At 36.8% G+C, this 26,984-nt stretch carries 26 protein-coding genes; 2 read left to right on the forward strand and 24 right to left on the reverse strand.

The genetic code is table 11. The features are described 5' to 3' along the window. Positions 1-34: 34 nt before the first annotated feature. The 8 genes from ACJ2A9_RS09965 to ACJ2A9_RS10000 form a co-directional block, all read right to left on the reverse strand. A complete protein-coding gene (locus ACJ2A9_RS09965; RefSeq protein WP_441421500.1) occupies positions 35-3,628 on the reverse strand; it encodes a dynamin family protein in 3,594 nt (1,197 codons plus the stop codon). Between the two features lie 66 nt (positions 3,629-3,694). Continuing rightward, positions 3,695-4,231: a YpoC family protein gene (locus tag ACJ2A9_RS09970; protein ID WP_441421501.1), complete on the reverse strand. Its 537-nt coding sequence runs from the start codon at positions 4,229-4,231 to the stop codon at positions 3,695-3,697. 1 nt (position 4,232) lies between these two features. Further along, positions 4,233-4,883: an endonuclease III gene (nth, locus tag ACJ2A9_RS09975; RefSeq protein WP_441421502.1), complete on the reverse strand. Its 651-nt coding sequence runs from the start codon at positions 4,881-4,883 to the stop codon at positions 4,233-4,235. A gap of 68 nt (positions 4,884-4,951) precedes the next feature. Next, complete coding sequence (locus ACJ2A9_RS09980) at positions 4,952-5,656, reverse strand: DnaD domain-containing protein (RefSeq protein WP_441421503.1); 705 nt, start codon at positions 5,654-5,656, stop codon at positions 4,952-4,954. Positions 5,657-5,830: 174 nt separating this feature from the next. After that, on the reverse strand, positions 5,831-7,120 hold the full coding sequence (asnS, locus tag ACJ2A9_RS09985) for an asparagine--tRNA ligase (RefSeq protein WP_441421504.1): 1,290 nt from the start codon (positions 7,118-7,120) through the stop codon (positions 5,831-5,833). A 222-nt stretch (positions 7,121-7,342) separates the two neighbouring features. Further along, complete coding sequence (locus ACJ2A9_RS09990) at positions 7,343-8,527, reverse strand: pyridoxal phosphate-dependent aminotransferase (protein WP_441421505.1); 1,185 nt, start codon at positions 8,525-8,527, stop codon at positions 7,343-7,345. Positions 8,528-8,608: 81 nt separating this feature from the next. Further along, positions 8,609-9,091: a cell wall elongation regulator TseB-like domain-containing protein gene (locus ACJ2A9_RS09995; RefSeq protein ID WP_441421506.1), complete on the reverse strand. Its 483-nt coding sequence runs from the start codon at positions 9,089-9,091 to the stop codon at positions 8,609-8,611. 12 nt (positions 9,092-9,103) lie between these two features. Further along, on the reverse strand, positions 9,104-9,274 hold the full coding sequence (locus tag ACJ2A9_RS10000; protein ID WP_441421507.1) for a YpmA family protein: 171 nt from the start codon (positions 9,272-9,274) through the stop codon (positions 9,104-9,106). Positions 9,275-9,386: 112 nt separating this feature from the next. Here ACJ2A9_RS10000 and ACJ2A9_RS10005 point away from each other — a divergent pair, with 112 nt between their 5' ends. Then, positions 9,387-9,557, forward strand: a complete 171-nt coding sequence (locus ACJ2A9_RS10005) for a hypothetical protein (RefSeq protein WP_441421508.1) — start codon at positions 9,387-9,389, stop codon at positions 9,555-9,557. A gap of 103 nt (positions 9,558-9,660) precedes the next feature. Here ACJ2A9_RS10005 and ACJ2A9_RS10010 read toward each other — a convergent pair whose 3' ends face one another. The 14 genes from ACJ2A9_RS10010 to ACJ2A9_RS10075 form a co-directional block, all read right to left on the reverse strand. Then, complete coding sequence (locus tag ACJ2A9_RS10010) at positions 9,661-10,971, reverse strand: amidohydrolase (RefSeq protein WP_441421509.1); 1,311 nt, start codon at positions 10,969-10,971, stop codon at positions 9,661-9,663. 33 nt (positions 10,972-11,004) lie between these two features. Next, positions 11,005-11,892 carry a ComEC/Rec2 family competence protein gene (locus ACJ2A9_RS10015; RefSeq protein WP_441421510.1) on the reverse strand — a complete coding sequence of 296 codons (888 nt, stop codon included), beginning with the start codon at positions 11,890-11,892 and terminating at the stop codon, positions 11,005-11,007. Between the two features lie 107 nt (positions 11,893-11,999). Further along, positions 12,000-14,816 carry an ATP-dependent DNA helicase DinG gene (gene dinG / locus ACJ2A9_RS10020; protein WP_441421511.1) on the reverse strand — a complete coding sequence of 939 codons (2,817 nt, stop codon included), beginning with the start codon at positions 14,814-14,816 and terminating at the stop codon, positions 12,000-12,002. Positions 14,817-14,903: 87 nt separating this feature from the next. Continuing rightward, entirely contained in the window at positions 14,904-15,968 is a 1,065-nt protein-coding gene (locus ACJ2A9_RS10025; protein ID WP_441421512.1) for a tetratricopeptide repeat protein, read from the reverse strand. A 76-nt stretch (positions 15,969-16,044) separates the two neighbouring features. Then, on the reverse strand, positions 16,045-16,428 hold the full coding sequence (gene panD, locus ACJ2A9_RS10030; RefSeq protein WP_441421513.1) for an aspartate 1-decarboxylase: 384 nt from the start codon (positions 16,426-16,428) through the stop codon (positions 16,045-16,047). A 124-nt stretch (positions 16,429-16,552) separates the two neighbouring features. Beyond that, positions 16,553-17,404, reverse strand: coding sequence for a pantoate--beta-alanine ligase (panC, locus tag ACJ2A9_RS10035; RefSeq protein WP_441421514.1), 852 nt, complete (start codon positions 17,402-17,404; stop codon positions 16,553-16,555). Between the two features lies 1 nt (position 17,405). Next, complete coding sequence (gene panB / locus ACJ2A9_RS10040; protein WP_441421851.1) at positions 17,406-18,242, reverse strand: 3-methyl-2-oxobutanoate hydroxymethyltransferase; 837 nt, start codon at positions 18,240-18,242, stop codon at positions 17,406-17,408. Between the two features lie 278 nt (positions 18,243-18,520). Then, positions 18,521-19,501, reverse strand: a complete 981-nt coding sequence (locus ACJ2A9_RS10045; RefSeq protein ID WP_441421515.1) for a biotin--[acetyl-CoA-carboxylase] ligase — start codon at positions 19,499-19,501, stop codon at positions 18,521-18,523. Then, positions 19,498-20,664: a CCA tRNA nucleotidyltransferase gene (locus ACJ2A9_RS10050; protein WP_441421516.1), complete on the reverse strand. Its 1,167-nt coding sequence runs from the start codon at positions 20,662-20,664 to the stop codon at positions 19,498-19,500. Before ACJ2A9_RS10050 ends, ACJ2A9_RS10045 begins: the two co-directional genes overlap by 4 nt. A 19-nt stretch (positions 20,665-20,683) precedes the next feature. Beyond that, entirely contained in the window at positions 20,684-21,814 is a 1,131-nt protein-coding gene (gene bshA, locus ACJ2A9_RS10055; RefSeq protein WP_441421517.1) for an N-acetyl-alpha-D-glucosaminyl L-malate synthase BshA, read from the reverse strand. Further along, positions 21,811-22,533 (reverse strand): bacillithiol biosynthesis deacetylase BshB1, encoded by a 723-nt coding sequence (gene bshB1, locus ACJ2A9_RS10060; RefSeq protein WP_441421518.1) that lies wholly within the window; start codon positions 22,531-22,533, stop codon positions 21,811-21,813. The genes bshA and bshB1 overlap by 4 nt, the downstream gene beginning before the upstream one ends. Next, positions 22,530-22,943 (reverse strand): methylglyoxal synthase, encoded by a 414-nt coding sequence (gene mgsA / locus ACJ2A9_RS10065; protein WP_441421519.1) that lies wholly within the window; start codon positions 22,941-22,943, stop codon positions 22,530-22,532. Before mgsA ends, bshB1 begins: the two co-directional genes overlap by 4 nt. A gap of 65 nt (positions 22,944-23,008) precedes the next feature. Next, complete coding sequence (gene dapB, locus ACJ2A9_RS10070; RefSeq protein ID WP_441421520.1) at positions 23,009-23,815, reverse strand: 4-hydroxy-tetrahydrodipicolinate reductase; 807 nt, start codon at positions 23,813-23,815, stop codon at positions 23,009-23,011. Then, the gene (locus tag ACJ2A9_RS10075; protein ID WP_441421521.1) at positions 23,812-24,159 is read right to left on the reverse strand and encodes a nucleotide pyrophosphohydrolase; all 348 of its coding nucleotides are present in this window, start codon (positions 24,157-24,159) and stop codon (positions 23,812-23,814) included. Before ACJ2A9_RS10075 ends, dapB begins: the two co-directional genes overlap by 4 nt. 132 nt (positions 24,160-24,291) lie before the next feature. On the opposite strand from ACJ2A9_RS10075, the gene ACJ2A9_RS10080 reads away from it, so the two are divergent. Beyond that, positions 24,292-25,164 carry a YitT family protein gene (locus tag ACJ2A9_RS10080; RefSeq protein ID WP_441421522.1) on the forward strand — a complete coding sequence of 291 codons (873 nt, stop codon included), beginning with the start codon at positions 24,292-24,294 and terminating at the stop codon, positions 25,162-25,164. Between the two features lie 198 nt (positions 25,165-25,362). Here the strand turns inward: ACJ2A9_RS10080 and ACJ2A9_RS10085 are convergent, their stop codons facing one another. Next, positions 25,363-26,043 carry a zinc metallopeptidase gene (locus ACJ2A9_RS10085; protein WP_441421852.1) on the reverse strand — a complete coding sequence of 227 codons (681 nt, stop codon included), beginning with the start codon at positions 26,041-26,043 and terminating at the stop codon, positions 25,363-25,365. Between the two features lie 90 nt (positions 26,044-26,133). Next, a complete protein-coding gene (ypjB, locus tag ACJ2A9_RS10090) occupies positions 26,134-26,925 on the reverse strand; it encodes a sporulation protein YpjB (RefSeq protein WP_441421523.1) in 792 nt (263 codons plus the stop codon). Positions 26,926-26,984 lie beyond the last annotated feature (59 nt).

Below are 26,984 nucleotides of genomic sequence, written 5' to 3' on the forward strand. Positions count from 1 at the left end.
ACAGTTAAAGGAACTGTACAGGGCGTTTTCATTGTTATACTACTAATTCTTGATACGTTTTCTTTTCAGTTATTAATGCATCCTGTTCTGACTCATCAAACAATGCCGCAAAGCGATTAACCTCTTCATCTAATGCCTGCGCTAATCTCCCTTTTAACTCATCCTCTGCACGATGAATGAGAGCCATTAACTCATGATTTAAATGATCAGCAACATGTTGTAAAGTGTGAGAACCTAATTCACTTCCCTTTGCAACAAGCTTTTCCTTTAATTCCCTGATTACTCCATTTTCAAAAAAGTCTTTTTTCGATTTAAATACCGAGACAAACTCAGAGCCTTCAACAGGAATAAGCTGAGTCTCTTCTGGCAAGTTCAATGAGGCAAGATCAAATTCAGCCTCACAATATAAATGTGGCAATCCTTGTTGCAGCACTTTCACTTCTTCCAATAGCCAGTCTTTGATCCTTACCTTCACTTTTTCTTCGATACGGATCATTGTCGCTTCAATTTCCTGTTTTAAGAAATATTCACCTAACGTACGCCATTCTTTAATGGCAGCCAATAATTGGTCCTGTCCTGCTTTTTTACTCGTTCCAGTGATAACCGAACTATTAATCGCAGACGGATAATAATCATTTAATACAAAACTCAATCGATCCTTTAAGTAAAGAAGAAGCTGTGCTTGCTCTCCTTTTATATCACGGAGCACATGCTGGAATGATAAGTCTTTTACAGTCTCCTTCTTTTCGGTAACGAGTTGTTTCAGCTGTTCAAACCGTTCCTGCTGTTTTTCCTTCGCTTCCGTCATAAATGAGAGACTGTCATCGATTTTCTGAACAAATTGGTTGAAATCTTCTTTTATTAGGTCACTGCTCAATTGCTTTAATTCAGAAATTGTATCACGATAGAAGACTGTTTCAAATGCCGCAAAACTTGTATCATCACTTTTCCCTTGTTTTGCTTCCAATCCTTGTTTACTTGAAACGTGATGCAGTCGTGGTGATGTGATCCCATTTCGCAGCAATTGATCATAGACATGCTTCCGTACCCCATTGAGCTCACGTTCACTTCCTGCTAAATCAGCTGCATTGATGACAAAGTAAAGTTTGTCATGACTAAAGCTTTCATTCACTTTACCCATTTGTTGTAAGAAATATTGATCGGCTTTTGAAAAGGCATGATTATAATAGGTCAAGTAGAAAATCGCATCTGATCGGCGAAGCTGCCTGAACGCAACATTTGTATGACGGCCATGAATCGAGTTAACACCTGGTGTATCAACTAGAATAATGCCTTTTTTCGTAATTGGGCAATCATAATAAATCGTTACTTCCTCTAACAAACAAGCTTTATCTTCCTCGGCAATGAGCTCTTTTAAATCCTCTATTGTTACTGTAAATTGTCCGCCCAATTCCCACGTTGTTTCTTTCAGACTGCCTTTAATTGTTAATAAATAATCAGCATACGTCTTTTGCCAAGTCGAGATAATTTGATTGTTCTTTGGCTTCCATGTTAACAACGTGTCTAACGTTAATTCAACATCTAATTGCTTTCCTACTGTAGCCACTTCTTTTTCTAGCTGTTCTTTTGATTTTACAAACACAACAGCTGTACCATGTTCGTGCTCTTCATCTGATCTGCGAACCGTATTCACTGTTGCTGTTGTTGGATTTGGTGAAACAGGTAAAATAAATTCACCAATAAGGGCATTCGCAAAACTAGACTTTCCAGCACTGAAGGCACCGAATAACGAAATAACAAAGGTTTGTTTATTGTATCGTTCAATTCGTTCGATTAATTGATTTCGTTCGTGCTGAAGTATCTTTTTATTTCGAAACGGATGAAGTGATTCTTCTAACTTCCCTAGCCACTTTTTCGTCTCTTCCTCAGAAAATGCACTGTCTTTGTCTTTCTTTGCTTCATGTTCACCAGTCCAATTTGTTTCAATTACATTGTCTTCTGGTAATGTAACTGAACCAAAACAATTGTCCTCTTGTTCTTGATAAGATAACGAAAATGTAGCACGAATTTCATTTTCAAATGTTTGATGATCATCTAATTCCTGCAGCAATGTTTTAACATTTTGCGAAACCGCTTCATACTCCCCCTTCACTTGCTCGACTTTCTCAACAAATGAATGAACTTTCTCAAGTTGCGCTAATTTCATTTCAATGTTATTTTTTTCTGACTGCAGATAAGGAATTACTCCTTCTTTTTCAATTGCAATAACGTCTTGGCATTTCCGTTTTAATTCACTAACAATAACCGCTGTCAGTTCCTTTGTAAACGTATAAACATAATCGCGACTGGCATTACCTATTTTGACGCGACTTTGGATGAACTGACCATCCACTTCATAGTGCAGTGCATCAACTGCGGTTTCAAACTTTTCCCGGTTAGACAATCTCGTTCTGTCAGACTGTTGAAATAACGCTTGAAGATGAAATAACAGCTGTGACTTTATTTTATCATTCAACTCTGTTACAAGTTTGTTAAGGCGTTGACTTTGTTCTTCTTCGGTTTTCTTTTTTGTAAAAAACAATCCCACTTTAAACCCAGGTTGTATACTTTCTAGCCACTCTCTCGTTAATTCAGTCGTTGTATACGGGAACAATGTAACGTTCTTAAAAAGGTGATCCAGTTCCTTTCCATATGCGTGCTCGATTCGATTCGGTTCATTTATAATCGTTGTAAGTTGCTGTTGCAATTGCTCTCGTTCATTCAGTTGACTCCCTTCATACCCTTGCTCCTCCATTTCAGCAACGACTTCATCAACATTTTCAAGCATTTCTTGGTGTAAACGGCTTTCAACAGCCTGGTATACTCCTTCATATAAACGGTGATTCGAATGATCAATTAACTGTTTACTGTGGTAGAGTAGTCCCTTTATTTTCTTCTCGAACTGTTTAAATTCATTTAAGTGATGGTCTTTCTTTTTCATCGACGTATAAAATAATTCAAGATAATTAATTTCCCACCGTCTGAATACTTCCTCAATCGATTGATTAAAAGCTGTTACTGATAACTCTGCCTCATTATGTTTATCAATTTGATTGATAATAATAAATAAAGGTTTCTTCTCTTTTGATAATTGCTTAAGAAAGTATAAATTTGTTTCAGACTGAACATGATTATAATCCATTACATAAACAATAAAATCAGTTGTATACAGCTGTTCAACCGTTACAGCCTGATGTGAATCATCAGTTGAATCAACCCCGGGAGTATCTAAAATAGCACTATGCTCACCTAGAAAAGCAAGTGGTGCTGTTATCGTCATTGTAGAAATTTCATGACCATCCATCCCCCATTCACGAACTTGATGCCATGGAATTTCACCTTTCCATATCTTTTCACTTCCATCATGACTCGTAACACTTAATGCGAGTGGACCATTTTTGATCGAAATAATATTGGCACTCGTTGGGATTGGACTTGTTGGCAATACCTCTGCCCCTAACAATGTATTTAGAATTGTTGACTTACCGGCAGAGAAATGGCCACAAAATGCAACTTCAAATGTTTCCTGTTTTCTCTTTTCTTTTAGTAACTTTATCCGATGCTGTTCTTCCTCATTAAGTTGAACAACAGATTCGATATCTAGTTTTGTTTGCTGAGCTATTGACATAATTATGCACCTTCCTTATCTACGTACCATCACTATACCGAATTTTCAAAAAAATGAAAAGAACCTTTACTCGAAAATTCTTTTCCTATTTTTTTCAAGAGAAATGGTTACCTTATATTGCTTAATAAACTCTGCAAATAATTGGCTGAGTTGAATAAAAGAATGATAGTGATCGGGCGTATCGTTAATAAAAGAAATCCGTTCAGTAATGTTTACTGGTTTAATCGATAAATCATCCGTTTTCTTTTGCCAATCATCTAAAATAGGTACGGGTAACCCATTTCCCCAATAAATGATTTGAATTAATCCACTAAGCTGCTCGATCATTGGTTTTCGTGCTTTTTTACGGTCACGTACTTTATAATAATCATTAAGGACTTGTTCTGCTCCTGTCCAATTTTGAAATAATATCTCAATTGACTGTTCGTGATCTGCCCATGGCTTGTACGCTTCAATTTTTTGCTGTGCCAATAATTCATAAAGAAATGGCTGCTCTTGAATATTTTTTTCAAATGAAAAGTTTTCATTAAAAACGATAACAGATTTCTCACTATAAAACGGTGTGGACTGTAATTCTTTTGGAACAGCTAATTCATGGATCATTTTATGACCTCACCTTCATTCGCTTTTTCCCTTCTCGGCAAATCGTAAGCAATGGACATTGTTCACATTGTGGTGATTGTGCTTTACAATGATATCGCCCAAAAAAGATTAATCGGTGATGGGTGTCTGACCAGAGTTCCTCAGGGATTTTTCTCATTAACGTCTTTTCAACTTCCAAAACAGAGTCCTTCCAGCGACATATCCCTAACCGCTTGCTTACTCTTTCTACATGAGTGTCCACCGCAATTGCCGGGATTCCATAAGCTACAGACATCACAACATTCGCTGTTTTCCGCCCTACTCCAGCTAATTTCTCTAATTCTTGTCGTTCTTTAGGAATTTCACCATTATAATGTTCAAGCAATGTTTGACACAGTTTTTTTATATTTTTTGCTTTTGTTCGAAACAAACCTATTTTTCGAATATCCTGTTCTAATTCCTCTAACGGAACAGCAAGGTAATCTTCTGGAGTTTTATATTTTTCAAACAGTGCGGGTGTCACTTTGTTGACAAGTGCATCTGTACACTGCGCAGATAAAAGCACTGCAATCGTTAACTCAAATGGATTAGAATGATGTAATTCACAATGTGCATCTGGAAACATTTCCCCCATTACATCGAGAACTTCAGTAATTTGTTTCTTTGTTAACATTCTTTCACTCCCAATCATTACGATTCATTTAATTATAGAAAAAACGAGAGGAATGGTCCTCTCGTTCATCACTGTTCTAACCAATTATAATTTGGAAAAGAGTGTGCTGTTTTTTCTTTCTCTTCACTTCGACGAGGCCGTTGATAATGTTTTCTAATCTTTTCACCATATTGCTTTGCTTGTTCGACAGTTTGAATCCCATTTTTCTTCCACTCAAATAGAATCCGATCTATATACCTGAAATTTAATTTTCCTGAGATAACTCCTTCTCGAAGTGCTGCGATAATCATTGTAGATGAGTGCCCATCTTGATCGATCCACATTGATAGCGTTTCGCATTCCATCGGTGATAATGGTCGGCTAAACTCTTTTTCAAAGATTGAATATAAATTTGTTTCTTCTTGCTCATGCGACTTTTTCTCAGCCTCTTGTTTTTCATTTTGCAATAAAAGAAGAAGACTTTCCCAAAGTGGTTCAATCGAAAAAGTCTCATACATCACCTGATTTTCGTCTTGATATTGCTTTAATTCCAAATAGCCTTTTTTCACTAGGCAACGCATTAATTCAGCACATTCAGCCTGTGATAATGTCATTCTTTCAGAAATAACATCAGGAGTTGGAAAATAATTACCACTTTCTATATACGTATGAATATGAAGTAAACCCATTAATTCCTTCTCATCTAGTTTTAGTTTAACATAATATTGAAATAACAACTTTGGGATTGAAACATGTCCTGCTGTTATCCATTTTTTCATTATTTGTTTGTCCATAGCTGAACACCTCACACGTTATTATATCATGTCCTATTTAGATAGGTTAGCGTTCTACATATAAACAGAAAATTATTTTTTTGATGGTGAACTTATCACTTTCAGGAAATTAGAAAAGCGCCTCCGGAGCTAGAAAGAGAAAAAACCTCACACTGGAGGTTTTTCTATTATTTATTATGGATACAAACGGTTAAGTAATCGTGGGAATGGAATAGTTTCACGAACATGCTCGACTCCGCATAACCATGCAACTGTTCTTTCAAGGCCTAAGCCAAAGCCCGAATGAGGTACAGAGCCGTACCTTCTTAAATCCATATACCATTTATATGCCTCTTCTGATAAGTTATGTTCATCATAGCGTTGTTGTAATAATTCAAGATCATCAATTCGCTGACTGCCGCCAATAATCTCCCCATATCCTTCTGGAGCAATTAAATCAGCACAGAGAACAACATCCTCGCGATTAGGGTCCGGCTTCATATAGAAGGCCTTAATTTCAGCAGGATAATTGGTAATAAATACAGGCTTTTCATAGCTTTCTGCAATCGCTGTTTCATCAGGAGCACCGAAGTCTTCGCCCCACTTAATGTCATGCCCTTTTTCTTGTAAAAATTTAATAGCATCATCATACGAAATTCTTGGAAAAGGTGCAACAATCTTCTCTAATTTTTCTGTATCACGATTTAATGTTTGTAATTCGAGCTTACAATTTTTCAAAACTGATTGAACAACATAAGAAACGTATTGTTCCTGAATTTGAAGACTTTCTTCATGTTCTACAAATGCCATTTCTGGTTCAATCATCCAAAACTCAATCAGATGGCGACGTGTCTTCGATTTCTCAGCACGGAATGTTGGTCCAAAAGAGAATACCTTTCCTAATGCCATCGCAGCTGCTTCCATATATAATTGACCGCTTTGGGACAAATAAGCATCTTCATCAAAGTATTTTGTATGGAAAAGGTTTGTTGTTCCTTCAGCAGAACTACCCGTTAATATTGGCGGATCTACCTTTACAAACCCCTGTTCATTAAAGAATTCGTACGTAGCTCTAATAATTTCGTTTCGCACCTTCATAATGGCATACTGTCGTTTCGAACGAAGCCATAAATGACGATGATCCATTAAAAACTCAGTTCCATGCTCTTTTGGTGTAATTGGGTAATCTACAGCTTCATGAATGACCTCAACGCCAGTTACCGTCAGTTCATACCCCGAAGGTGCTCTCTCGTCTGCCCGAACATGTCCTTTTACATATAATGAACTTTCCTGGGTCAGGTTTTTTGCAGTAGCAAACAGATCTTCACCAACTTCTGCTTTTACAACAACACCTTGAATAAATCCAGTTCCATCTCGTAATTGTAAAAAAGCAATTTTTCCGCTGGAACGTTTATTTGCGAGCCATGCCCCAATTGTGACCTCTTGATCGACATATTTACCAACTTGAGAAATTGTCGTTTTCACTTTTTTCCCTCCAAAATAAACAATTTTGCACGTTATGTATGTATCTATGCGCTAACCTTCATTATACAATCTCTAAAAGGTAAAAACAATGAAGAGAGGATTGTCTTACGTTATTCGAAGAAGCTCTTCTTGGAAATACCATACGAAGGTTTTAATTATAAAATTCTAAATTCTAAATTTAAAAAGATGCAAGCCCTACTTGGACTCACATCTTGTATTTAATTATTTCGATTTATTTCGTACAAACGTATCAATACGTCTGATCGCTTCTTCTAGAAGATCAAGTGATGTTGCGTATGATAGACGGACGTTGTCTGGAGCACCGAAGCCTGAACCAGGAACTAAGGCAACTTTGGCCTCTTCTAGTACATCAGTTACCCAATCATCAACATTGTCATAGCCGCACATTGTTGCTGCTTCCTTTGCATTTGGGAAAAGGTAGAAAGCACCTTTTGGTTTTACACACGAAAAGCCTGGAATTTTAATTAACTGCTCATATACTTTATCCAAACGCTCCTCAAAAGCTGCACGCATTTTTTCAACTGAACCGTCATCTTCATTGTATGCTGCAATCGATCCATATTGAGCCATTGTCGTTGGATTTGAAGTGCTATGACTTGCCAAATTTGTCATTGCCTTAATAATGGCTTCATTTCCTGCTGCATAACCAATTCTCCAGCCAGTCATTGAGTGAGATTTGGATACACCATTAATAATGATTGTCTGTTCCTTTAATTCTGGTGAAAGTTCAGCTACTGAAACATGCTTCGCCCCGCCATAAACTAATTTTTCATAAATTTCATCAGATACAATCAAAATATCATGCTTAAGACAAACATCACCTAATGCTTTTAGCTCTTCCTTCGTATAAAGAGATCCCGTAGGGTTACTAGGTGAGTTTAAAATAAATGCTTTTGTTTTCGCAGTGATTGTTGCTTCCAATTGCTCTGGTGTAATTTTAAAATCATTGCTCTCTTTACCTTCAACATAAACCGGTGTTCCTTCTGCTAACTTTACCTGTTCAGGATAACTTACCCAATATGGGGTTGGAATGATAACTTCATCCCCTTCGTCAAGTAATGCTTGAAATAATGTATATAGTGCATGCTTAGCACCACTGCAAACAATAATTTCACTTGCTTTATATGTAATATTTTGATCGTTTTGAAACTTTTTAATAATGCTTTCTTTCAACGGTTGTAAACCGCCAGCTGGTGTATATTTCGTATTTCCGGCTTCCGTTGCTTTCATAGCTGCATCAATAATATATTGTGGAGTATTGAAGTCTGGTTCTCCGGCACCTAAACCAATAACATCATGGCCAGCTTCTTTTAGTTCCTTTGCTTTTGCAGTAATTGCTAAAGTACTTGATGGTGTCAATGTTGATACGCGTTTTGCTAACTTCATCGTTAAATTTCCTCCCACTAAGGTTTATTATATAACTATACGTGTTGTGAAACATGGATTCAAGCCTTTTTATCAGATTATTTATGCATTTTGTAAATGATACCGCTTCACAAATGATCCGTCCTCAAACGTAACATAATGAAAAGAATAGCGACCATCTTCATGAATATAAACAATTTCATATACTGGTAAATGATTTTCCATACCTAATCGTATACTAATAATTTTTTGTGGGGAAAGCTCATCTTGAATAAATTGTTCAACTTCTTCTATACGTAAGCCATCTTCAACTTTTTTCTTTATAATTTGTTCCCCATCCTCAGAAACCCATACGATAATTTCTTCACCATGATCGTTTTTTGCATGGATGATTTGATATGCTTCAGTACCATGATAAAAATCAACATCATCCACCTCGCTTATGTTAAGTTTTTCATTCATTATCGCGAGCGCTTCGTCTTGAGTCACGAGTTTAGTTTCTTGTATTGACTGATAAAAAAGAGAGAATTGCCAAATAATTAGGGTCATTAAAAACAGAGCAATGATTAGAATCCACTTTTTCATGAAAGCACCAAATTATGTTTGATAAATGGTAAACACCATTTTATTCTTATCTTTTTCATCCAATGCAAGACCAAACATTACATCTCTCTCTTTTAATGTTCGATTTAGTGAATCGACAATTTTGTATAAATCAGGTGTGCTCGTAATGTTAACAGTTGATAATACCTCAATATTGCTTTTCATCTAGAAATTTTCCTCCTCAATAAAGTTCTTCCTCTCAGCGAAACAATTACTAACATATCATATATGAAAATGGCCACAATATAAATACCGCTCAAACAAAGGAGGAATGAGCGTGGAACGACTATCAGCAACCTTTGACCAATCACGATTCACAACCGATGATTGGTTCCAACTAGAAAAAGAACAGTTTGCCCTCTCTTCACCGGACAGGCCTCAAATGGAGAAGAAACTTTCATTAAACTTTAGGCAAACGAAATTTCCAAGTATAGAAAGCAATGAATAAAAAAATTTTCCTCCTGCCTACACTTCCAATATTGACGCCTGTATCCGCCTTGATACAGGTCTTTTTTTCAGTTTTCCCCTTTAACTTACCTTAACATCTAAAATTAAATGCGATTCATTAATGCTTTAAGTTCTTCATTCGCCTCAAATACAACCTTTTCCTCATCAATTGTTACACATTCTCCACTTTTTACTAAGCAATCTCCATCGACAAACACATCTGACACATCAGAGCCAGAGACCGAATAGATAAGATGGGAAATGATTTGTTTCTCTCCATAGGGTTGTAAATGCGGTTTGCTCGCGTCAATCGTTATAAAATCTGCAGCTTTTCCCACTTCTAAACTGCCTATGTTAGTAAGAAATAACGAATCTGCCCCATTGATCGTTACCAATTTCATTGCTTCCCTTGCCGGAAGGACAGTTGGATTATGTGTATTTCCTTTTTGAATAAGTGCCGCTAAACGTACTTCCTGAAATAAATCTAGATTGTTATTTGATGCAACACTATCCGTCCCTACTGACACTTTCAGCCCTTGATCGATCATCTTGCTTATATTGGCAATCCCTGATCCGAGCTTTAGGTTACTAGCCGGATTATGTGAGATGGCAACATTTTGCTGTGCCAAATATGTTATTTCTTCATCAGTAAGATGAACAGCATGTGCAACGAGCGCAGGACCATCAAAAAAGCCTAGGGAAGCCAAATGTTCAACTGGACGTTTGTTATAACGTACAATATTTTCCTCAACTTCACGCCTTGTCTCAGACATATGCGTATGAACAGGAAGATTTGCCGCTCTTGCTTCAGTAACAATATCAGCGATAAATTCAGGTGGGCATGTATATGGACTATGCGGTGACAGCATCGTTGTAATTCGTCCCTCTGCTTGATGATTCCATTTCTTTGCAAAAGTAAGTGCTTCCAGTAATTTTTCTTCTTGCTCTGCCTTTGGACATAAACCAATGATTCCTCTTGTTAAAACAGCACGGATCCCTGTACGTTTAACAATCTGAGCAACCTCGTCCATATGAATATACATGTCTAAATAAGTAGTCGTCCCTGATTTTAACATTTCAAGAATGGCTAACGAGCTTGCTTTTTGAATTGTTTCTCTTGTAAATTTTGCTTCCATTGGCCACATTTTTGTTTGAAGCCATTGTTGCAGAGGCAGATCGTCACCAAACCCTCTTAAGAGCGTCATTCCTGAATGGCTATGCGTATTTACTAAGCCAGGCATAACCCATTTTCCTTTTAGATTCATTTTCGTATAATTATCGTACTCGCTAAACTCTGGTATTCCACTTGCTATTGAGTGAATTTTTCCATCGTGAACAGTAAAGTAACCATGATTAATTACTTCAGCATTCCGATTTCCCGTAATGATTACTGCATTATAAAAAAGTAGTTTCATACACCAAATTCCCCTTATATCATAAAGCTTAAATTATTTCGGTGTTACACCGGATAAATCCTCTTCATCAGAACGAACTGTCAATATTTCATAATCATCACCATTACATTTGATCGATACATTTCCGTGCCGATACGTCTGATAGATATCAATCCACGTTTCCTGTAAACGCTCAATGACGAGCTCACTTACCATTCGTGACTTCTTCTTAAACAAAATAGCAACTTGAGGGTCAACTTCTTCAAGAAAAACCTGTGATGTACCTTTTTCACTTCCAAAATCTGCAACCTTCAAAATGGCTGACTTTAGCGGGTACTTTTCAGTCAGTTTTCGTTCTACATCTTCATTAGCGATTCCCATATATAATGTACGGTAGTTTTCATAAACAAATGAGACAACCATTGCTCCTTGACTATCCTCATCTTTCTCCTCTACATAAAAAACTTCAGTGAGGATGCCAGGTAAGATATCATTTTGTTTACCAACATCCCAGCCTTCTACTGTTTGGGGATCCAGGTGATAAGCAGACACTAATTTGTCCCTAATGACATTAGGGACAATGATTTTATTTACATTGTATTTTTGAATTATCGAAGGCAGGTTTCCTATATATTCGGGATTCCCATTTGTAATCAGTATCGTATCAATGCGCTCAACATGGTACATTGCCAAACGATCCTCTAATTCCTGTTTCGATATGACATCTCCCGTATTGATTAACACTGTCCCGTTCATTCCATTTTGAATAAGTGTCGACTCCCCACTTGTCAAACTGAAAAACGTTAGCGCAATTTCAGTCTCTAATAAGTTAAGATGAACACCTTCAACCTGATCAATCGTCGTTGCTGCCGGTTCCACAGCTTGACATCCACCAATAAATAACATGATTGCAATTCCAATCATAGACACAAAAAAACGCACACCGATTCCCTCCGCACTAGTAATAAATGATTATATTGATGTTGGATACCCTGAGGACATTTTATAAAGTTTGCATCCGAACTATTACTATATCCTAATTCACAATTTTATAACCATTGTTTCAAGTGTATAAGAAGTTCATCCAAAGGCTTTTCAATTACGTTAAGCGGTGGTAAAGACTTAATAAATGATTTTCCATATCTTGTTGTTGTTAACCGCCGATCAAAAACGACGATGACGCCACGGTCCTTTCTCGTCCGAATTAACCGCCCAAACCCTTGTTTAAAGCGAATAATGGCTTGCGGAAGTGATAGTTCCATAAAGGGACTTTTTCCTAATTCTTTTAATCGTTCAGATTTAGCCTCAATAATTGGATTATCAGGTGGAGAAAAAGGTAAACGAACTATAACTAAGCAAGTAAGATCCTCCCCAGGGATATCGACACCTTCCCAGAAGCTTGATGTACCAAACAAAATCGCTTGTTCATATTGTTTGAAGCTTTTCGTGAGTTTGGCCCTGCTCCCGCTATTAATCCCTTGACCTATTAAGACAAACTGATCATTATTAATATCTTTTAAACTGTAATATGTTTTTCGCAGCATTTCATATGATGTAAATAAAACAAGCATTCTGCCATCAGTTGTTTTTGCTAATTCGTATAGATGCTCAGTTATTGAAGCGACATATTCATTTTCAGCAACATCTTTAATATTAGGGACAGTTGTTGGAATCATCATTTGCACTTGGTGATCGTATGTGAATGGTGATTTGATGATCGCTGTTTGTGGTCCAAAGTCAATAAGTCCAAGTCGGTCAATAAGATACGAAAACGAATCTTTTACCGTCAATGTTGCAGATGTCATAATAACACTATGTTTTTTGGCAAAAAATTCATCTGCCAAACGGTCTGAAACATCAATTGGCTTACTGTACATATAGATCGCATTTTTTGCACCTTTGGCATCTGCTTCTATCCAATAGACATATTCCGGATCATACTGCAGTAACAATTGCTCTAACTTACTTCTCTCTTCTTCCATTGTTGCCATAACACTATTGAAACTGGATAAGTAGCCTTTCTCAACAAATGTGAACTCGGTCTCTGCTTCATGAAGTAAGTGAGCGATCTTTTTCATATCCCTCATTATATCTTTTAATTGGCTGTTTACTCTGAGTGTTGCTTCCATTACCGCAGACCAATGTTTCCCTTTTTCCTTATGGGCTTCATAGCGATAGCTTACTCGACCTACTTCACTATTGCTTGTTTTTTGATTAACAACATAGTCATGAATCATTCTAAATAATTCATCAAGCTCAATTTTACAATTAATACTTTCTTTATCAATTTTGGTAAAAAGATCATTTGCTTTTGGTGAATAGGTTTTTGCGATTTCAGATAATTTAGCAATTAAATCATGACCATCCACAGTTCCAAGGCGGTTAAAGGAATGTGCAAAGGCAAAATAATCACTTTGTAATCCCAGATAATCACTTGCTACATCCTCGATATGATGAGCCTCATCAATGACTGCATATTTATAAGTTGGAAGAAGTTGATGATCTACAACTAAATCTGTAAAAAGCAGGGCATGATTTGTAATGATTAGTTCTGCCTCAAGAGCACGACGCCTGGCCTGGTGATAAAAGCAGCGAGTAAACCACGGACATTTTGAGCCTAGGCACGATTTTGCATCACTTTTCAATTCATGCCATAATCGCATACCGCCAGATGGTAAATTTAACTCTTCAACATCACCTGTATCCGTTTCGGTTAACCAAATGAGAATTTGACCTTTTGTTAATACGTCATCGTAATGGTCATCATATGTATTTGATAGTGAATATTCGAATTTACGAAGGCATAAATAATGGTTTCTCCCTTTCAAGATGGCAGTCGAAAAATCAAATGGTACTGCTTTTTTCAAGATCGGGATATCTCTTTCAATCAATTGTTCCTGAAGTTGGATCGTATGTGTACTGATTACCACTTTCTCTTTATATTTTTTTGCATAATAGACACTTGGAAACAAATAAGCCAACGTTTTGCCTGTACCCGTTCCAGCTTCTATTAACAGGTGCTGATTCGCTTCAAGGGCATCATTAATGATTTTCATCATTTCCTGTTGTCCTTCTCTAATTTCATATGAGGCCATTACTTCAGACAATGTACCTGTTCCATCTAATAATTCATGGTTAGAAGCATTAAATTGGTCATGATCAAAGGTATCTTCGTTTTTATCGATCGAGGATCGTTTCTTTAAGACAAGTTGACGATAAATATCATAATCCACATCATCATTATTTACCATTAATAGCTTTGTTTGTATAATATTTTCAATAATCCGGTCAAGATCACTATGAAATTTTTTTAGTAACGGTTGGAGTTTTTGTAATGTTAGTAACGGCAATTTATTTAATTTAGAAAATAAATATAACAACAACTGAGCTGTCACTTCAGCATCACTGTCGGCTTGATGCGGTCGATCATGATCAACATTAAGTTTTTCGGCCAGTTGGCCAAGCTTGTAGCTATTCTCCGATGGAAGTAATAACCTCGATAATTCAACTGTGTCAATTGATGGTCCTGAAAAAGCTTCATAACCACAATTTTGAAGCTCAGCATCTAAAAAGGACAAATCAAAATTTACATTATGAGCGACAAAATACGCATTATCTAATAGTCTCAATAGCATTGGCGCTGCTTCTTCAAAAGTAGGAGCTGACTCAACCATCTCATCATTGATCCCCGTAAATTGTTGAATAAAGAGCGGGATAGATCGGTTAGGATATATAAATGTACTAAATCTTTCAGTTAATTCACCATTTTCAATGACTACAGCGCCAATTTGAATAATACGATCTCCATTTTTCGGTGAATTTCCTGTTGTTTCTAAGTCCATAACTACAAAACGCCCTTTCAACATCCTCACCTCCTTTTATTTATGTTATATTTCATTACTACGATTTTGTTTTTTATGTAAGGTGAAAAGTTCAAGGTATATTCCCTTGAACTAATGTGTACACGCTAAAATTTTATCAATTAACGGGTGTGACAGCTCTTGTTCCTTTATTTTTGCAATAGAGGTAGTAAGTTCACGTTGCTCATTCCACTTTGAGAGGAGCCAAAGAAATGAAATCCAAAGGTTCTGATTGTACGGCTCCCTATTTAGCAAATTTTTAAACAAATCCAGCGCTTTATCTTTTTCATCCAACAAGCCATAATTCCAGGCAATCCCGTGTTGTACCCATATATCATTGAAACCTAGTGCTAATAAACGCTTATAACAATGGACTGCTACTAAATAATGACCATACTGTTCAAACTCATATGCAAGCGTTACTAGTAAGTCTTTATATTCGATTAGCTGTAACGCTGTATACCACACTTCAAATGCTTTTGCTTCTTCCCCGATCTTCATGTAGCAATGCCCTAAAAAATAATATCCTTCAGCATCTTCTGGTAAAAGTTCAATAACTTTTTTGAAATATGGTAAAGATAATTGTGGACGTTGTAGTAATAAATAACATATCCCTAAATTATACACTACATCGACATTTCCAGTAACAGATAAAGCTTTTTCAAAAAAATGAATCGCTTGTTCAACCTCTTGCTGTTGACCATATAATAATCCTAGCCCAACATAGGCAAAATGCTTTTCCCTTTTACTTTGGGGCAATTGAAGCAGGAATAGAAAATGCTCCTTTGCTTTATCATAATTTCTTGTATATAGATAAGCATAGCCCAGATATAAATGGATTTCCGGCTCACCACATCCATTTAGTAAATCTTTTTCAAATTCTTTAATCGATCGCTCAAACATATCGATACTAAAATAAACGGTACCAACGGATTGATATGTTTTACTATAAAGTTTCGTTCTTGGAACGGTTTCTTCCTCTTCAACTGCTTCTTTCAAATCAGCAATTTTATCTTCCATTTCCATCCATGTTTCAAGGACAAACTCTGTATCATCAATTAATTTGTTTAATTGAGTCTTATTGATTTGATTATTTTTTTTCCATTGCTTTTTTACATGTTCAAATTGACTTTGCCATTCATTAAGCCATTTATCCACAAAAATTCCCCCTTATGATGGCCTCTTACAACTATTTATTCGTAAGTGTTCATCTTCAAGGAGGAAAATATGCAGTCTATAGTACGGTAGAAGCTGGCTCAGTCCCTAACATTTCTACAATTGTGTTTCTTTCATCCATAATCGCCACTCTTGGCTGATGAGTTTTTACTTGATCTTCTGCCACTAATGCATAAGAGATCACAATGATGACATCACCTTCTTGTACAAGACGTGCTGCAGCCCCATTTAGACAGAAGACACCACTCCCTCTTTTACCGGGGATAATATACGTCTCAAAGCGAGCACCATTGTTATTATTGACAATTTGTACTTTTTCATTTGCTACCATATCTACAGCATCAAGTATATCTTCATCAATCGTAATACTTCCAACATAATTTAAATTAGCCTCCGTTACACGTGCACGGTGGATTTTCCCCTTCATCATCGTACGAAACATAAATGACCTCTCCCAACTTTTTTTAATTTATAATTAAGAATTTAGAATATAGAATTAATTAGCTTACTCTTGATGTTTTTTCATCCGCGTGACACTCGAAAAATTTTACATTTTACATTCGCTTTTAACTTTCAACTGTAAGTGTAACGTTATCAATCAAGCGTGCTTTTTCAAATTTCAAAGCAATGGCAATAATGATGTTTCCATTGAGATGCTCAATTTCCTTTAATTCTGGATAACTGAGGATTTCTGCATAATCTATCATACCATCTGTATAGTCAGTTAGATAACTGGTAATAAATTCACGTATTACTAGCGGGTTACGTTCGCCTGTCTTTATACGCTCAATGCTTTTTTGTAAACTTTGATAAATAGCACTTGCCTGCTTTCGTTCTTCACTTGATAAATAGACATTACGTGAGCTTTTGGCTAGTCCATCTTCTTCTCTTAATGTGTCACATGGAACAAGGTTAATTGGTAAATTAAAATTCTCAATCAGCTGAGTAATGACAGCAACTTGTTGTGCATCTTTCATACCAAAATAGACATTTGTTGGCATTACAATATTAAATAATTTTAAGACTACTGTCGCAACACCATCGAAATGTCCCGGACGACTTCTTCCGCATAGAACATCGATACCTTGTTGAACATGGATTGTCATTGCCATTTCTTTAGGGTACATTTCTTTTACATCCGGATAAAAAATAATGTCTACGCTTGCATTTTTCGCCAATGCTTCATCACGATCAAAATCTCTTGGATAACGATCGAAATCCTCGTTTGGTCCAAATTGCAGCGGGTTAACAAATATACTTACGACAAGAATATCATTTTCACTTCTTGCTTTGTTCATCAAACTGAGATGCCCCTCATGCAAATAGCCCATCGTTGGCACAAAGCCAACACTCTTCCCATCTTGTTTGTAAGATTGTACGAGCTCTTGCATTTCAGTTATGGTTTTTACGATTTTCATTTTATTTAACTCCTCCATACAAATGAAACAATTCTTCCTCTTTCATTGAAAAAGAATGTGCATCCTCTGGAAATTTTGCATTCTTTACTTCATTTACATACATTTCAATTGCAGAGACAATTTGCGGAGTGACATCTGTATATTTTTTGACAAATTTAGGGACACGATGACTGCCATAACCAATCAGATCATGATAGACAAGCACTTGACCATCAGTATCAACCCCAGCACCAATACCGATTGTTGGTATTTGCAACTCTTTTGAAATGGATTCAGCAATTTGTTTTGGAACACATTCAAGAACAAGAGCAAAAGCACCAGCTGCTTCGACTTTTTTGGCGTCTTCGATCAACTGTTTTGCACTTTCTGCATCTTTTCCTTGCACTGAATAGCCCCCTAACACCCCGACAGATTGAGGAGTTAAACCTAAATGGGCAACAACAGGAACGCCGGCATGTGTTAAATGCTCAATCATCGTAATTACATTGCCATTTCCTTCTACCTTTATGGCATGTGCACCGCCTTCTTGCATCAGTCTTTTTGCATTTGTCAAAGTTTCGCTTACAGTGCTGTGATAGGTTAAAAAAGGCATATCCGTCACGACAAACGTTTCTTTTGCACCTCGTAATACTGCTTTCGTATGGAGAATCATATCATCTAGCGTAACGGGAACAGTTGAGTCATATCCTAGGACGACCATTCCAAGAGAATCTCCCACTAAAATCATGTCAACTCCAGCTTGTTCAGCAAAACGTGCAGACGGGGCATCATAAGCCGTTAACATCGCAATCCGTTCATTCATAACTTTCATCTTTTTGAAATCTGATGTCTTTTTCAATTTCTCCTCATCCTCTCTTATGCTTTGTGGATACCACATGTTAAGATCACCACCTCAGAGGGGAATGGATAACCGAATATTATTAAAAAAATCCTTCTTCACATTGCACGCTGCAAGGAAAGAAGGATTTGTTATCAAATCAAGTACTAACGGTTTCTACAATCCCTCTGTCCTAGTCCTCGCGGATCAAGGCAGACAAACAAATTTTGCGAATATATAACATTTTTGGTGGTGTAGTTCCAAGTGGATACTACCCTTAGCAAAAGTATATCAAATTTTCACGATTTTGTAATATTTATTTCGATATCTGCCGAATAAATTTTGTGCACTTCCCCTTTTTCATCCTCTAATAATAAAACTCCATCATCTGTAATTCCCTTTGCTACGCCTTCAATAACACCCTGGATCGTTCTGGCACGTACTAACTTTCCTAAGCTGACAGCAAAACTCTCCCAAATTTCTTTAATTGGAGTAAAGCCTTTTTTTAAATAGGTATAATATAACCCTTCAATTTCTTCAAGGATTTGTTTCATTACATTCGTTCGACTTACTTCTTGTCCTGTTTCGATTGCTAGTGATGTTGCAATTTGCTGTAATTCTTCTGGAAAATGCTCAATCCGTTGATTGACATTAATACCGATCCCAACAATGACAGAATGAATACGATCTGGTTCAGATTGCATTTCCGTTAATATTCCAACGATTTTCTTGCCATTAAATAAAATATCATTCGGCCATTTGATCTCACAATCAAGTCCAGTTGCCTTCTGTATACCTCTGACAACACCAGCCGCTGCCAGCAATGTTAATTGCGGAGCTTGTTGAGGCGGGATCTCCGGCTTCAAGATGATGCTCATCCATAATCCGCTACCTTTTGGCGAATACCATTCCCGGCCTAATCGTCCTTTTCCGCCCGTCTGCTCATCAGCTACAACAACAGTCCCTTCAATCGCTCCTTCACCAGCTAACCGATGGGCCACTTCCTGAGTTGTTACAAGAGAATCTTTGTAAACAATTTCTTGTCCTAACGCTTTTGTCTTTAATTCTGCTTTAATCTCATGTTCTGAAATCGTATTTGGTTTATAGACAATTCGATAACCTCTGCGCGGAGCAGCTTCAAGCTCATAACCAGATTTACGTAATTCCTCGATATGCTTCCATACTGCTGTTCGAGAACAACCTAAATGCTGACTAATTTTCTCACCCGATACATATTGTCCTTCATGTTCAAGTAACATTTGTAACAATTTACCTCTCATTCATTTTCCTCCCCAAGCCAAGATAGTAACTCCGCTTTGCTGTTTTTTACCTTTCTCTCAACAACAGCTTGCTCAATTTTCGCTAAACAATTACCTAACCAAGGGCCCGGCTTTTTGTTTCTGTATTGAATCAAGTCCGCTGCAGATACCTGTAACTCTTTCCGGTCATGTATAGGCAAGGATTGATAGCTATCTTTAATTTCTTCTTCACTTATTGTTCGTTTTGTTCCAACAGCAAGTACTCTAGCTTTAGAAATACTTAATTCTAATCCAAGTTGATATAGAGTATAAGAATCAAGCATATTACTTGCTAGAATTTGCTTAACCTCTTTAATTAAACGGCTCGGTCTCTTCCACTGACGCAGTACAAGTTCGGGATCTTCATTCATATAGAAAATGAGTAACGCCCAATACTCTCGATCCTCTTTAAGCGATCGAATATCATTGTCCATAAGTAATACTAAGGCATCTTTTTTTTCGTTAAATACCGGTACATATTGATACAAACCCGTTTCAATAAACTTTTCTAATGCATAACTTACTGCTCTTCCTTTTATTAACTTTTCAAATTCAGCTGCAATCCGTTCAATTGAAATATGTCTAAGAAGAGGAGCTTGAGCAGTAATTGCCTCTTCAACACCATTATCTAATTGAAAAGAAAGTTGACTAAGAAAACGAATCGCCCGCATCATCCGTAAAGGATCCTCTTGAAAACGTTCTTTCGGGTTCCCAACCGTCCTAATCATTTTCATTGTAAGATCTTTTTGTCCTGAAAACGGATCAACCATTTCCCCTTCTTCTGTCATAGCTATTGCATTCATTGTGAAGTCGCGTCGACTCAAATCAGATTCTAACGAAGTAATAAAGGAAACCGATGCCGGCCTACGAAAATCTTCATATTCAGCCTCTGTACGAAATGTTGTTACCTCATAGGAACAGCCATTATGTCTAACAATCACTGTGCCGTGTTCAATACCAACTGGAATTGTTTTCGGAAAAATTCTCAACACTTCTTCCGGTGTAGCTGATGTTGTGATATCAACATCGTCAACTTCTTTCCCAAGCAAAGCATCACGGACTGCTCCACCTACAAAGAAGGCTTTATGACCATGTTTTTTCAACTCTAATAAGATATCCTTCGCTTGATAAAATGGCTCTCGCATTCCCTTTATTTCCTTTCTCTTATTTGTCATGAATTAATCGTTTATATATGGCTTCATATTGTTCCACAATAAGATTAGAATGAAAAACATCTCGCACTCTCATAACAGCTTTTTCGGACAATTCAGATTGAAGTGTTTCATTTTTTAAAAGTAATAACGCTTTCTTGGCAACATCGTTAATATCTCCAACATTCGTGATAAACCCTGTTTCCTTATCTACAATCACCTCTGGAATTCCACCTGTATTTGTCCCTATCACAGGTACTCCGCAAGCCATTGCTTCGAGAATAACAAGCCCAAAACTTTCTTTCTCTGATAACAATAACATTAAATCACTAATTGACAATAATTCCGAAAGTTTATCTTGATTACCTAAAAAAATCACTTTTCTTTCTAGTCGAAGCTCTCTAACTAATTTACAAGCTTTCGATTTATCAGGACCATCACCTATAAGTAATAGTTTTGACTCAACTTGTTCATTTATTTTTGAGAAACTTCTAATAACGTCATCTACACGTTTCACTGGTCTGAAATTTGAAATATGAATAATTACCTTTTCATTATCTTGAATAAGGTATTGTTTACGTAAATCTTTATCCTGATTACGATAATAGACTCGTTCATCAACAAAATTATAGACGACATCGATCTCCTTCTCTGTGCCGATGATCTCATTTGTTTGTTTTGCAAGATCATATGATACTGCGGTAACCGCATCTGATTGCTCAATGCCAAACCGAATCATATCGATTAAAGAAAGATCTTGACCAAGAACTGTAATATCTGTACCATGCAGTGTTGTTACAATTTTTAAATGGTGACCAACCATCTGTTTTGCTAAATAAGCACTGATCGCATGTGGAATTGCATAATGAACATGAAGAATATCCAGCTGTTCTCTTTTTGCTATTTCCGCCATTTTATTTGCTAAAGCAAGATCATACGGAGGATAGCGAAAAACAGAATATTGGTTTACCTCAACTTCATGATAATAAATATTAGGATATATTTTCCCTAATCGAAATGGCATACTAGACGTAATAAAATGAACGTCATGTCCTTTTTCTGCTAATAGTTTTCCTAGCTCAGTTGCCACCACTCCTGAACCTCCAACCGTCGGATAGCAGGTGATACCTATTTTTAATTTCATTTTCTCCCACCTAATAAATTATGTACTAAGATAGGTTTCTCACAAATAAAACCTTCCCCATAGCATACGCCTACTTCTTTTCCAAACAGTCTTTCACGATTTTCTACCGCTTGGATATAATCATTTGTCAGCGGTGTCTCTACTGAATGCTCAGTTTTAATAAACTGGCTCTCATATGCAGATAGAGCTTGTACCTTTTTTTCTATTTCCTCACTAATATCAATAATAAAATCTGGCTTATGAAAACCATTGATAAGATAGTAATAAAAACTATCAACTCGGTGTGCTGGCAGCAGATCACACTCTTTGAATTTTCCAATCCCTGCTGAGAAAACTGCTTCCTTTACAAGGGCTGAACAATGCCCATGATCCGGGTGGCGATCAACAAAGTATGGTGCAAAAACGATGTTGGGCTTATACGTTCTAATTAGTTTCACAACTTGTTCAATTTGCTCGTGATTCTCTGCTCTTAATCCCCTGTCAGGAAAATCGAGCTGCAATCTCGTTGAAACCCCTAATATAGAAGCAGATCGCTCTGCTTCTAATTGTCTTGTTTCTACTGTTCCATTTGAGGACAATTCAGCTTTTGTTAAAGAACAAATTCCAACGTTATATCCCTCGTTCACGTATTTCGCTATTGTTCCCCCCATACCAATCTCTATATCGTCCGGGTGAGCTCCAATCGCAAGTATATCTAATTTATCAATGTCTTTACTCATTCACTACTATCCCTTTCATGAATAATGTTACGCCATTCAAAATCCCCGCGCTTTAACCCTTTTACTAAAATTTCAGCAGTAGCGATGTTTGTTGCAAGCGGGATTCGATATACATCACAAAGGCGAATCAGGGCTGTAATATCAGGTTCATGAGGTTGAGCTGTTAATGGATCACGAAAAAATAGAACAAGATCTATTTCATTTGTTGCTACAAGCGCACCGACTTGTTGATCTCCGCCTAATGGACCCGAACAAAAACGAGTAATTTGCAAATTCGTTGCTTCCATTATCCGTTTCCCTGTTGTACCTGTACTGTATAACTGATGTTGATTTAATACCGGTTCATACGCGGTCGCAAACTGAACCATATCGTCTTTCTTTTTGTCATGAGCAATGAGTGCAATTTTCATTCTTTCCCTCCTCTAACATGATACGAAAATGAGTATTGCTACTCACATAACGAGACCCGTCTTCATTATTCAATAATATTTTCTAGTCCATAGACCAATACGTTTAGCTTCATAACAGTATCAACTGCTAAACGAATGCCAGGCATAAATGAAGATCGATGAATTGAGTCATGACGAATCTTTAACGTTTGACCTACTCCGCCAAAAATGACCTCTTGATGAGCAACAAGTCCAGGTAAGCGAATACTATGAATATGCATTCCCTCAAAATTCGAGCCTCTAGCACCTTCTAATTCCTCTTTCTCTTCAGGATGACCTTGTTCCTTTTTAGTACGGACCTCTGAAATGAGCTGTGCAGTTTTTAAAGCTGTTCCTGACGGTGCATCAAGCTTTTGGTCATGATGATGTTCAATAATTTCAACATCAGGTAAATATTTAGCAGCCATTTGCGAAAACTTCATCATTAATATTGCACCGATAGCAAAGTTCGGAGCTATGATTGCCCCTAATTGCTTCTCTTCAGCTATGTTTGAAAGTTCTTCAATGTCACTATCCGTAAATCCAGTTGTCCCAACGACTGGTCTTACTCCATGTTGGAAAGCGATTTCCATATGTTTACGCCCAACCTTTGGGTTCGTTAAATCAACAAGTACATCTGGCTCTTGCTCGGTAAAACATTGATCCATATTTTCATATATCGGTACGTCTAACGGTCCAAAACCATCAACATCAGCAAGTGTTTGACCATTATATTTTGAATCGACAACCGCTACTAATTCAAAATGCTCTGTTTCAGTCACCATTTTGACAGCTTCACTTCCCATTTTTCCTCTTGGCCCTGCAATTACAATTTTAACAATTTGTTCACTCATTCCATTTCCTCCTCAGCATCTTCTATTCTTGTCCAACGATCTTTATCTCTTGTTCGAAATTTCTCCATAACAAGGTCAAAGGCTTCCTGCAGATCAATATTTAATGAATTGGCAAAACAAATGAGAACAAACAAAAGATCACCCATCTCCTGCTCCATTGTTCGCTCTTCTTCATCGTTTTTTTTCGGTTTCTCACCGTAATAATGATTAACCTCCCGCGCTAATTCACCCAACTCCTCTGTCATTCTTGCTAACATTGCTAACGGACTAAAATAACCTTCTTTAAACTGACTTATGTATTGATCGACCTCATTTTGAATGTCTTTTACTGACTTTTGTTCCATTTATTCACCTCATTTTCTTCCTATCTCTCATGTTAGCTAAATCGAAGCAATTTGACAAATATTTCTCTTCACGTTGCTGTTAATTTTCCAATTCGATATAATAACTTCATTAATTTAAAATGGGGTGTACATATGATTCAGGCGATAAAAATAAAAAATGTTCTCTTTATCTTAATTGGAGCAGCAATCATGTCGTTTGGTATCGTTTATTTTAATATGGAAAATAATTTAGCTGAAGGTGGTTTTACTGGGATCACCCTTATTTTGTTTTTTATTTTCAATTTTGATCCTGCGATAACAAACCTTATCTTAAATATTCCTTTGTTTTTAATTGGTTACAAAATATTAGGACGCAATGCCTTTATTTACACATTGATCGGAACAATAAGTGTTTCTATTTTTTTATATATATTTCAACGTTATCGCGTAATTTCGATTCCACTCAATGATGATATGACGCTTGCCGCTTTATTTGCTGGGGTGTTCGTGGGCGTAGGACTAGGGATTGTCTTTCGCTATGGTGGAACAACTGGGGGAGTTGACATTATTGCAAAACTTGGTTTTAAATATTTAGGTTGGAGTATGGGAAAAACAATGTTTTTGTTCGACGCAGCAGTGATTGCTTCTTCACTAATTTACTTGAATTACCGTGAAGCAATGTATACATTAGTCGCTGTGTTTATCGGGGCAAAAGTCATTGACTTTATTCAGCAAGGAGCTTACTCGGCAAAATCAGCCATGATCGTATCAGAGAAAACAAATGAAATTGCAGCGACAATTTTGAAAGAAATGGACCGAGGAGCAACTATTCTTAAAGGAAAAGGGAGTTTTACTGGAACCGATAAAGAAATCCTTTATTGTGTTGTTGGTCGCAATGAGCTCATTCGCTTAAAAACATTAATTGAAAAAATAGATCCCCATGCTTTTGTTACCGTAAATGATGTTCAAGACGTCATTGGCGAAGGCTTTACATTGGATGAGAATAAAAAACCGATAAACGTTTAAGGGCGAGTTTAGAGTTTAGAATTACTGAGGGAGTACTGAAACTTTAGTTTAGAGTTTAGAATGTAGAGTGTAGAGTGAATGAAGGCGAATACACAATAAAGAACTTAAAAATAATTCTACATTCTAAATTCTTAATTCTAAATTTAAAATGAAGGGGCTCTGAACAGTCATTTTGTTCAGAGCCCCTTCATTTTTTTATTAATCGTTTTGATTCATCCCAATGTACATCAGAATAAATCTTACTAGTTCTAATACTGCTACTAATGCGGCAGCGACATATGTTAAGGCTGCGGCATTTAATACTTTTCTTGTTTCACGTTCTTCGTCATTACGGATAACACCTACGGATACAATTTGTTCCATCGCCCGATTTGAGGCGTTAAACTCAACTGGTAATGTGACTAACTGGAACAATACGGCACCCGCCATAAAAATAATCCCCAATAATAATGCTCCACTCCAGGATAATAAAATACCAGCCAAAATTAAAAAGAATGAGAAGTTAGAACCAAAATTTGCTACAGGCACTAATGCATGGCGAAAACGCAGAAATGCATAGTCCTCAGCGTCCTGAATTGCGTGTCCGACTTCATGAGCTGCAACTGCAGCACCTGCTACTGAATGACCATAATAATTTTCTTCAGATAAACGAACAGCTTTTGCACGTGGATCATAATGATCTGTTAAATGACCTTTTACTGGTTCAACAGAAACATTAAACAAGCCATTATCATCTAATATTTTACGTGCTACCTGGGCACCACTCATTCCAGAAGAATTTGCTACTTGTGAATACTTTTTATAAGCACTTTTTACCTTCATTTGTGCCCATATAGGTATTAAGATAAGAAGGGCAAAATAAACGATAAACGCACCCATACCCATTGTTTGCATACCTCCGAAGTTATTATTTTTCTAATATCAATTTTAGTCATACATGTGAATACTGTCAATAAATCTGCACTTAGTTTACTGTTTTACTTTTACTTTATTTTTTTCTGCCTGATATTTCTTCCATCCGACATAGGTTAGTGATACAACTATCATTCCACCAACCGAAATTATTACCCACCAAAGTGAAGGATCTGCGGAATCTTGTTCAAACCCTTTATAAAGTGAGTGTAAGTCTTTTTCAATCATATCTAGATGTTTCACTTTATTGGGATCACCGATAATCTGTGTGCGATAATTTTCTAAAAAACGAATTTGGGATTCCACTCTCTCAAAGTACTGTGGTTCAAGATTAATCATAATAGCTGGACGTATCATTTGATATTTACTTAAAAATTCATTCAGACGGTGCTGGAAAGCTTGGCCATCTCCCTTTTCGGCTGCTGCTTTCAACTCACTAAACGACGCTATCACTGATTTTTCAGTGTTTTTCCATAATGGATGATGTTCAGACACTAAAGCATCAACCACTAAACGAAACTGCATAACTGCATTGATTCGATCTGTAGGACTGTCTGAAACACTTGTCACTGCTCCCATTGCCTTTTCATAGCTTGTTGTTACAACACGCAATTGTGACATTGTAATCTCTTGATCTTCATCACGGATTTTTAAAAATTGCTCTGAAAAATAATTTAGCAACTGTTTCGCATCACTATATTTTTCCTCTTTGACAAGCTGTAATACCCGATCGGCTGTCTGATTTAATTCCAGCCATTTTTGCTGATTGTGCTGATCAGCATAACTAGGTGTTCCAATAGGATTAGCTATAATAATTACACTTATTAGTAAAATGACTAAAGCACGCATCAATGTCCCCCCTCTTTCTTCTAATTTATCCTATGAGAAGTAGGACAAGAGTAGACCAA

Source organism: Anaerobacillus sp. MEB173 (assembly GCF_052119505.1).
Lineage (GTDB): Bacteria > Bacillota > Bacilli > Bacillales > JBJMAU01 > JBJMAU01.

What these genes read in the sequence shown, in the direction of transcription:
- ACJ2A9_RS09965 (WP_441421500.1), bottom strand. Translation starts at nt 3,628, where the DNA reads ATGTCAATAGCTCAGCAAACAAAACTAGATATCGAATCTGTTGTTCAA.
- ACJ2A9_RS09970 (WP_441421501.1), bottom strand. Translation starts at nt 4,231, where the DNA reads ATGATCCATGAATTAGCTGTTCCAAAAGAATTACAGTCCACACCGTTT.
- nth (WP_441421502.1), bottom strand. Translation starts at nt 4,883, where the DNA reads ATGTTAACAAAGAAACAAATTACTGAAGTTCTCGATGTAATGGGGGAA.
- ACJ2A9_RS09980 (WP_441421503.1), bottom strand. Translation starts at nt 5,656, where the DNA reads ATGGACAAACAAATAATGAAAAAATGGATAACAGCAGGACATGTTTCA.
- ACJ2A9_RS09990 (WP_441421505.1), bottom strand. Translation starts at nt 8,527, where the DNA reads ATGAAGTTAGCAAAACGCGTATCAACATTGACACCATCAAGTACTTTA.
- ACJ2A9_RS09995 (WP_441421506.1), bottom strand. Translation starts at nt 9,091, where the DNA reads ATGAAAAAGTGGATTCTAATCATTGCTCTGTTTTTAATGACCCTAATT.
- ACJ2A9_RS10000 (WP_441421507.1), bottom strand. Translation starts at nt 9,274, where the DNA reads ATGAAAAGCAATATTGAGGTATTATCAACTGTTAACATTACGAGCACA.
- ACJ2A9_RS10010 (WP_441421509.1), bottom strand. Translation starts at nt 10,971, where the DNA reads ATGAAACTACTTTTTTATAATGCAGTAATCATTACGGGAAATCGGAAT.
- dinG (WP_441421511.1), bottom strand. Translation starts at nt 14,816, where the DNA reads ATGTTGAAAGGGCGTTTTGTAGTTATGGACTTAGAAACAACAGGAAAT.
- panD (WP_441421513.1), bottom strand. Translation starts at nt 16,428, where the DNA reads ATGTTTCGTACGATGATGAAGGGGAAAATCCACCGTGCACGTGTAACG.
- panC (WP_441421514.1), bottom strand. Translation starts at nt 17,404, where the DNA reads ATGAAAATCGTAAAAACCATAACTGAAATGCAAGAGCTCGTACAATCT.
- ACJ2A9_RS10045 (WP_441421515.1), bottom strand. Translation starts at nt 19,501, where the DNA reads ATGAGAGGTAAATTGTTACAAATGTTACTTGAACATGAAGGACAATAT.
- ACJ2A9_RS10050 (WP_441421516.1), bottom strand. Translation starts at nt 20,664, where the DNA reads ATGCGAGAGCCATTTTATCAAGCGAAGGATATCTTATTAGAGTTGAAA.
- bshA (WP_441421517.1), bottom strand. Translation starts at nt 21,814, where the DNA reads ATGAAATTAAAAATAGGTATCACCTGCTATCCGACGGTTGGAGGTTCA.
- bshB1 (WP_441421518.1), bottom strand. Translation starts at nt 22,533, where the DNA reads ATGAGTAAAGACATTGATAAATTAGATATACTTGCGATTGGAGCTCAC.
- mgsA (WP_441421519.1), bottom strand. Translation starts at nt 22,943, where the DNA reads ATGAAAATTGCACTCATTGCTCATGACAAAAAGAAAGACGATATGGTT.
- dapB (WP_441421520.1), bottom strand. Translation starts at nt 23,815, where the DNA reads ATGAGTGAACAAATTGTTAAAATTGTAATTGCAGGGCCAAGAGGAAAA.
- ACJ2A9_RS10075 (WP_441421521.1), bottom strand. Translation starts at nt 24,159, where the DNA reads ATGGAACAAAAGTCAGTAAAAGACATTCAAAATGAGGTCGATCAATAC.
- ACJ2A9_RS10080 (WP_441421522.1), top strand. Translation starts at nt 24,292, where the DNA reads ATGATTCAGGCGATAAAAATAAAAAATGTTCTCTTTATCTTAATTGGA.
- ACJ2A9_RS10085 (WP_441421852.1), bottom strand. Translation starts at nt 26,043, where the DNA reads ATGGGTGCGTTTATCGTTTATTTTGCCCTTCTTATCTTAATACCTATA.
- ypjB (WP_441421523.1), bottom strand. Translation starts at nt 26,925, where the DNA reads ATGCGTGCTTTAGTCATTTTACTAATAAGTGTAATTATTATAGCTAAT.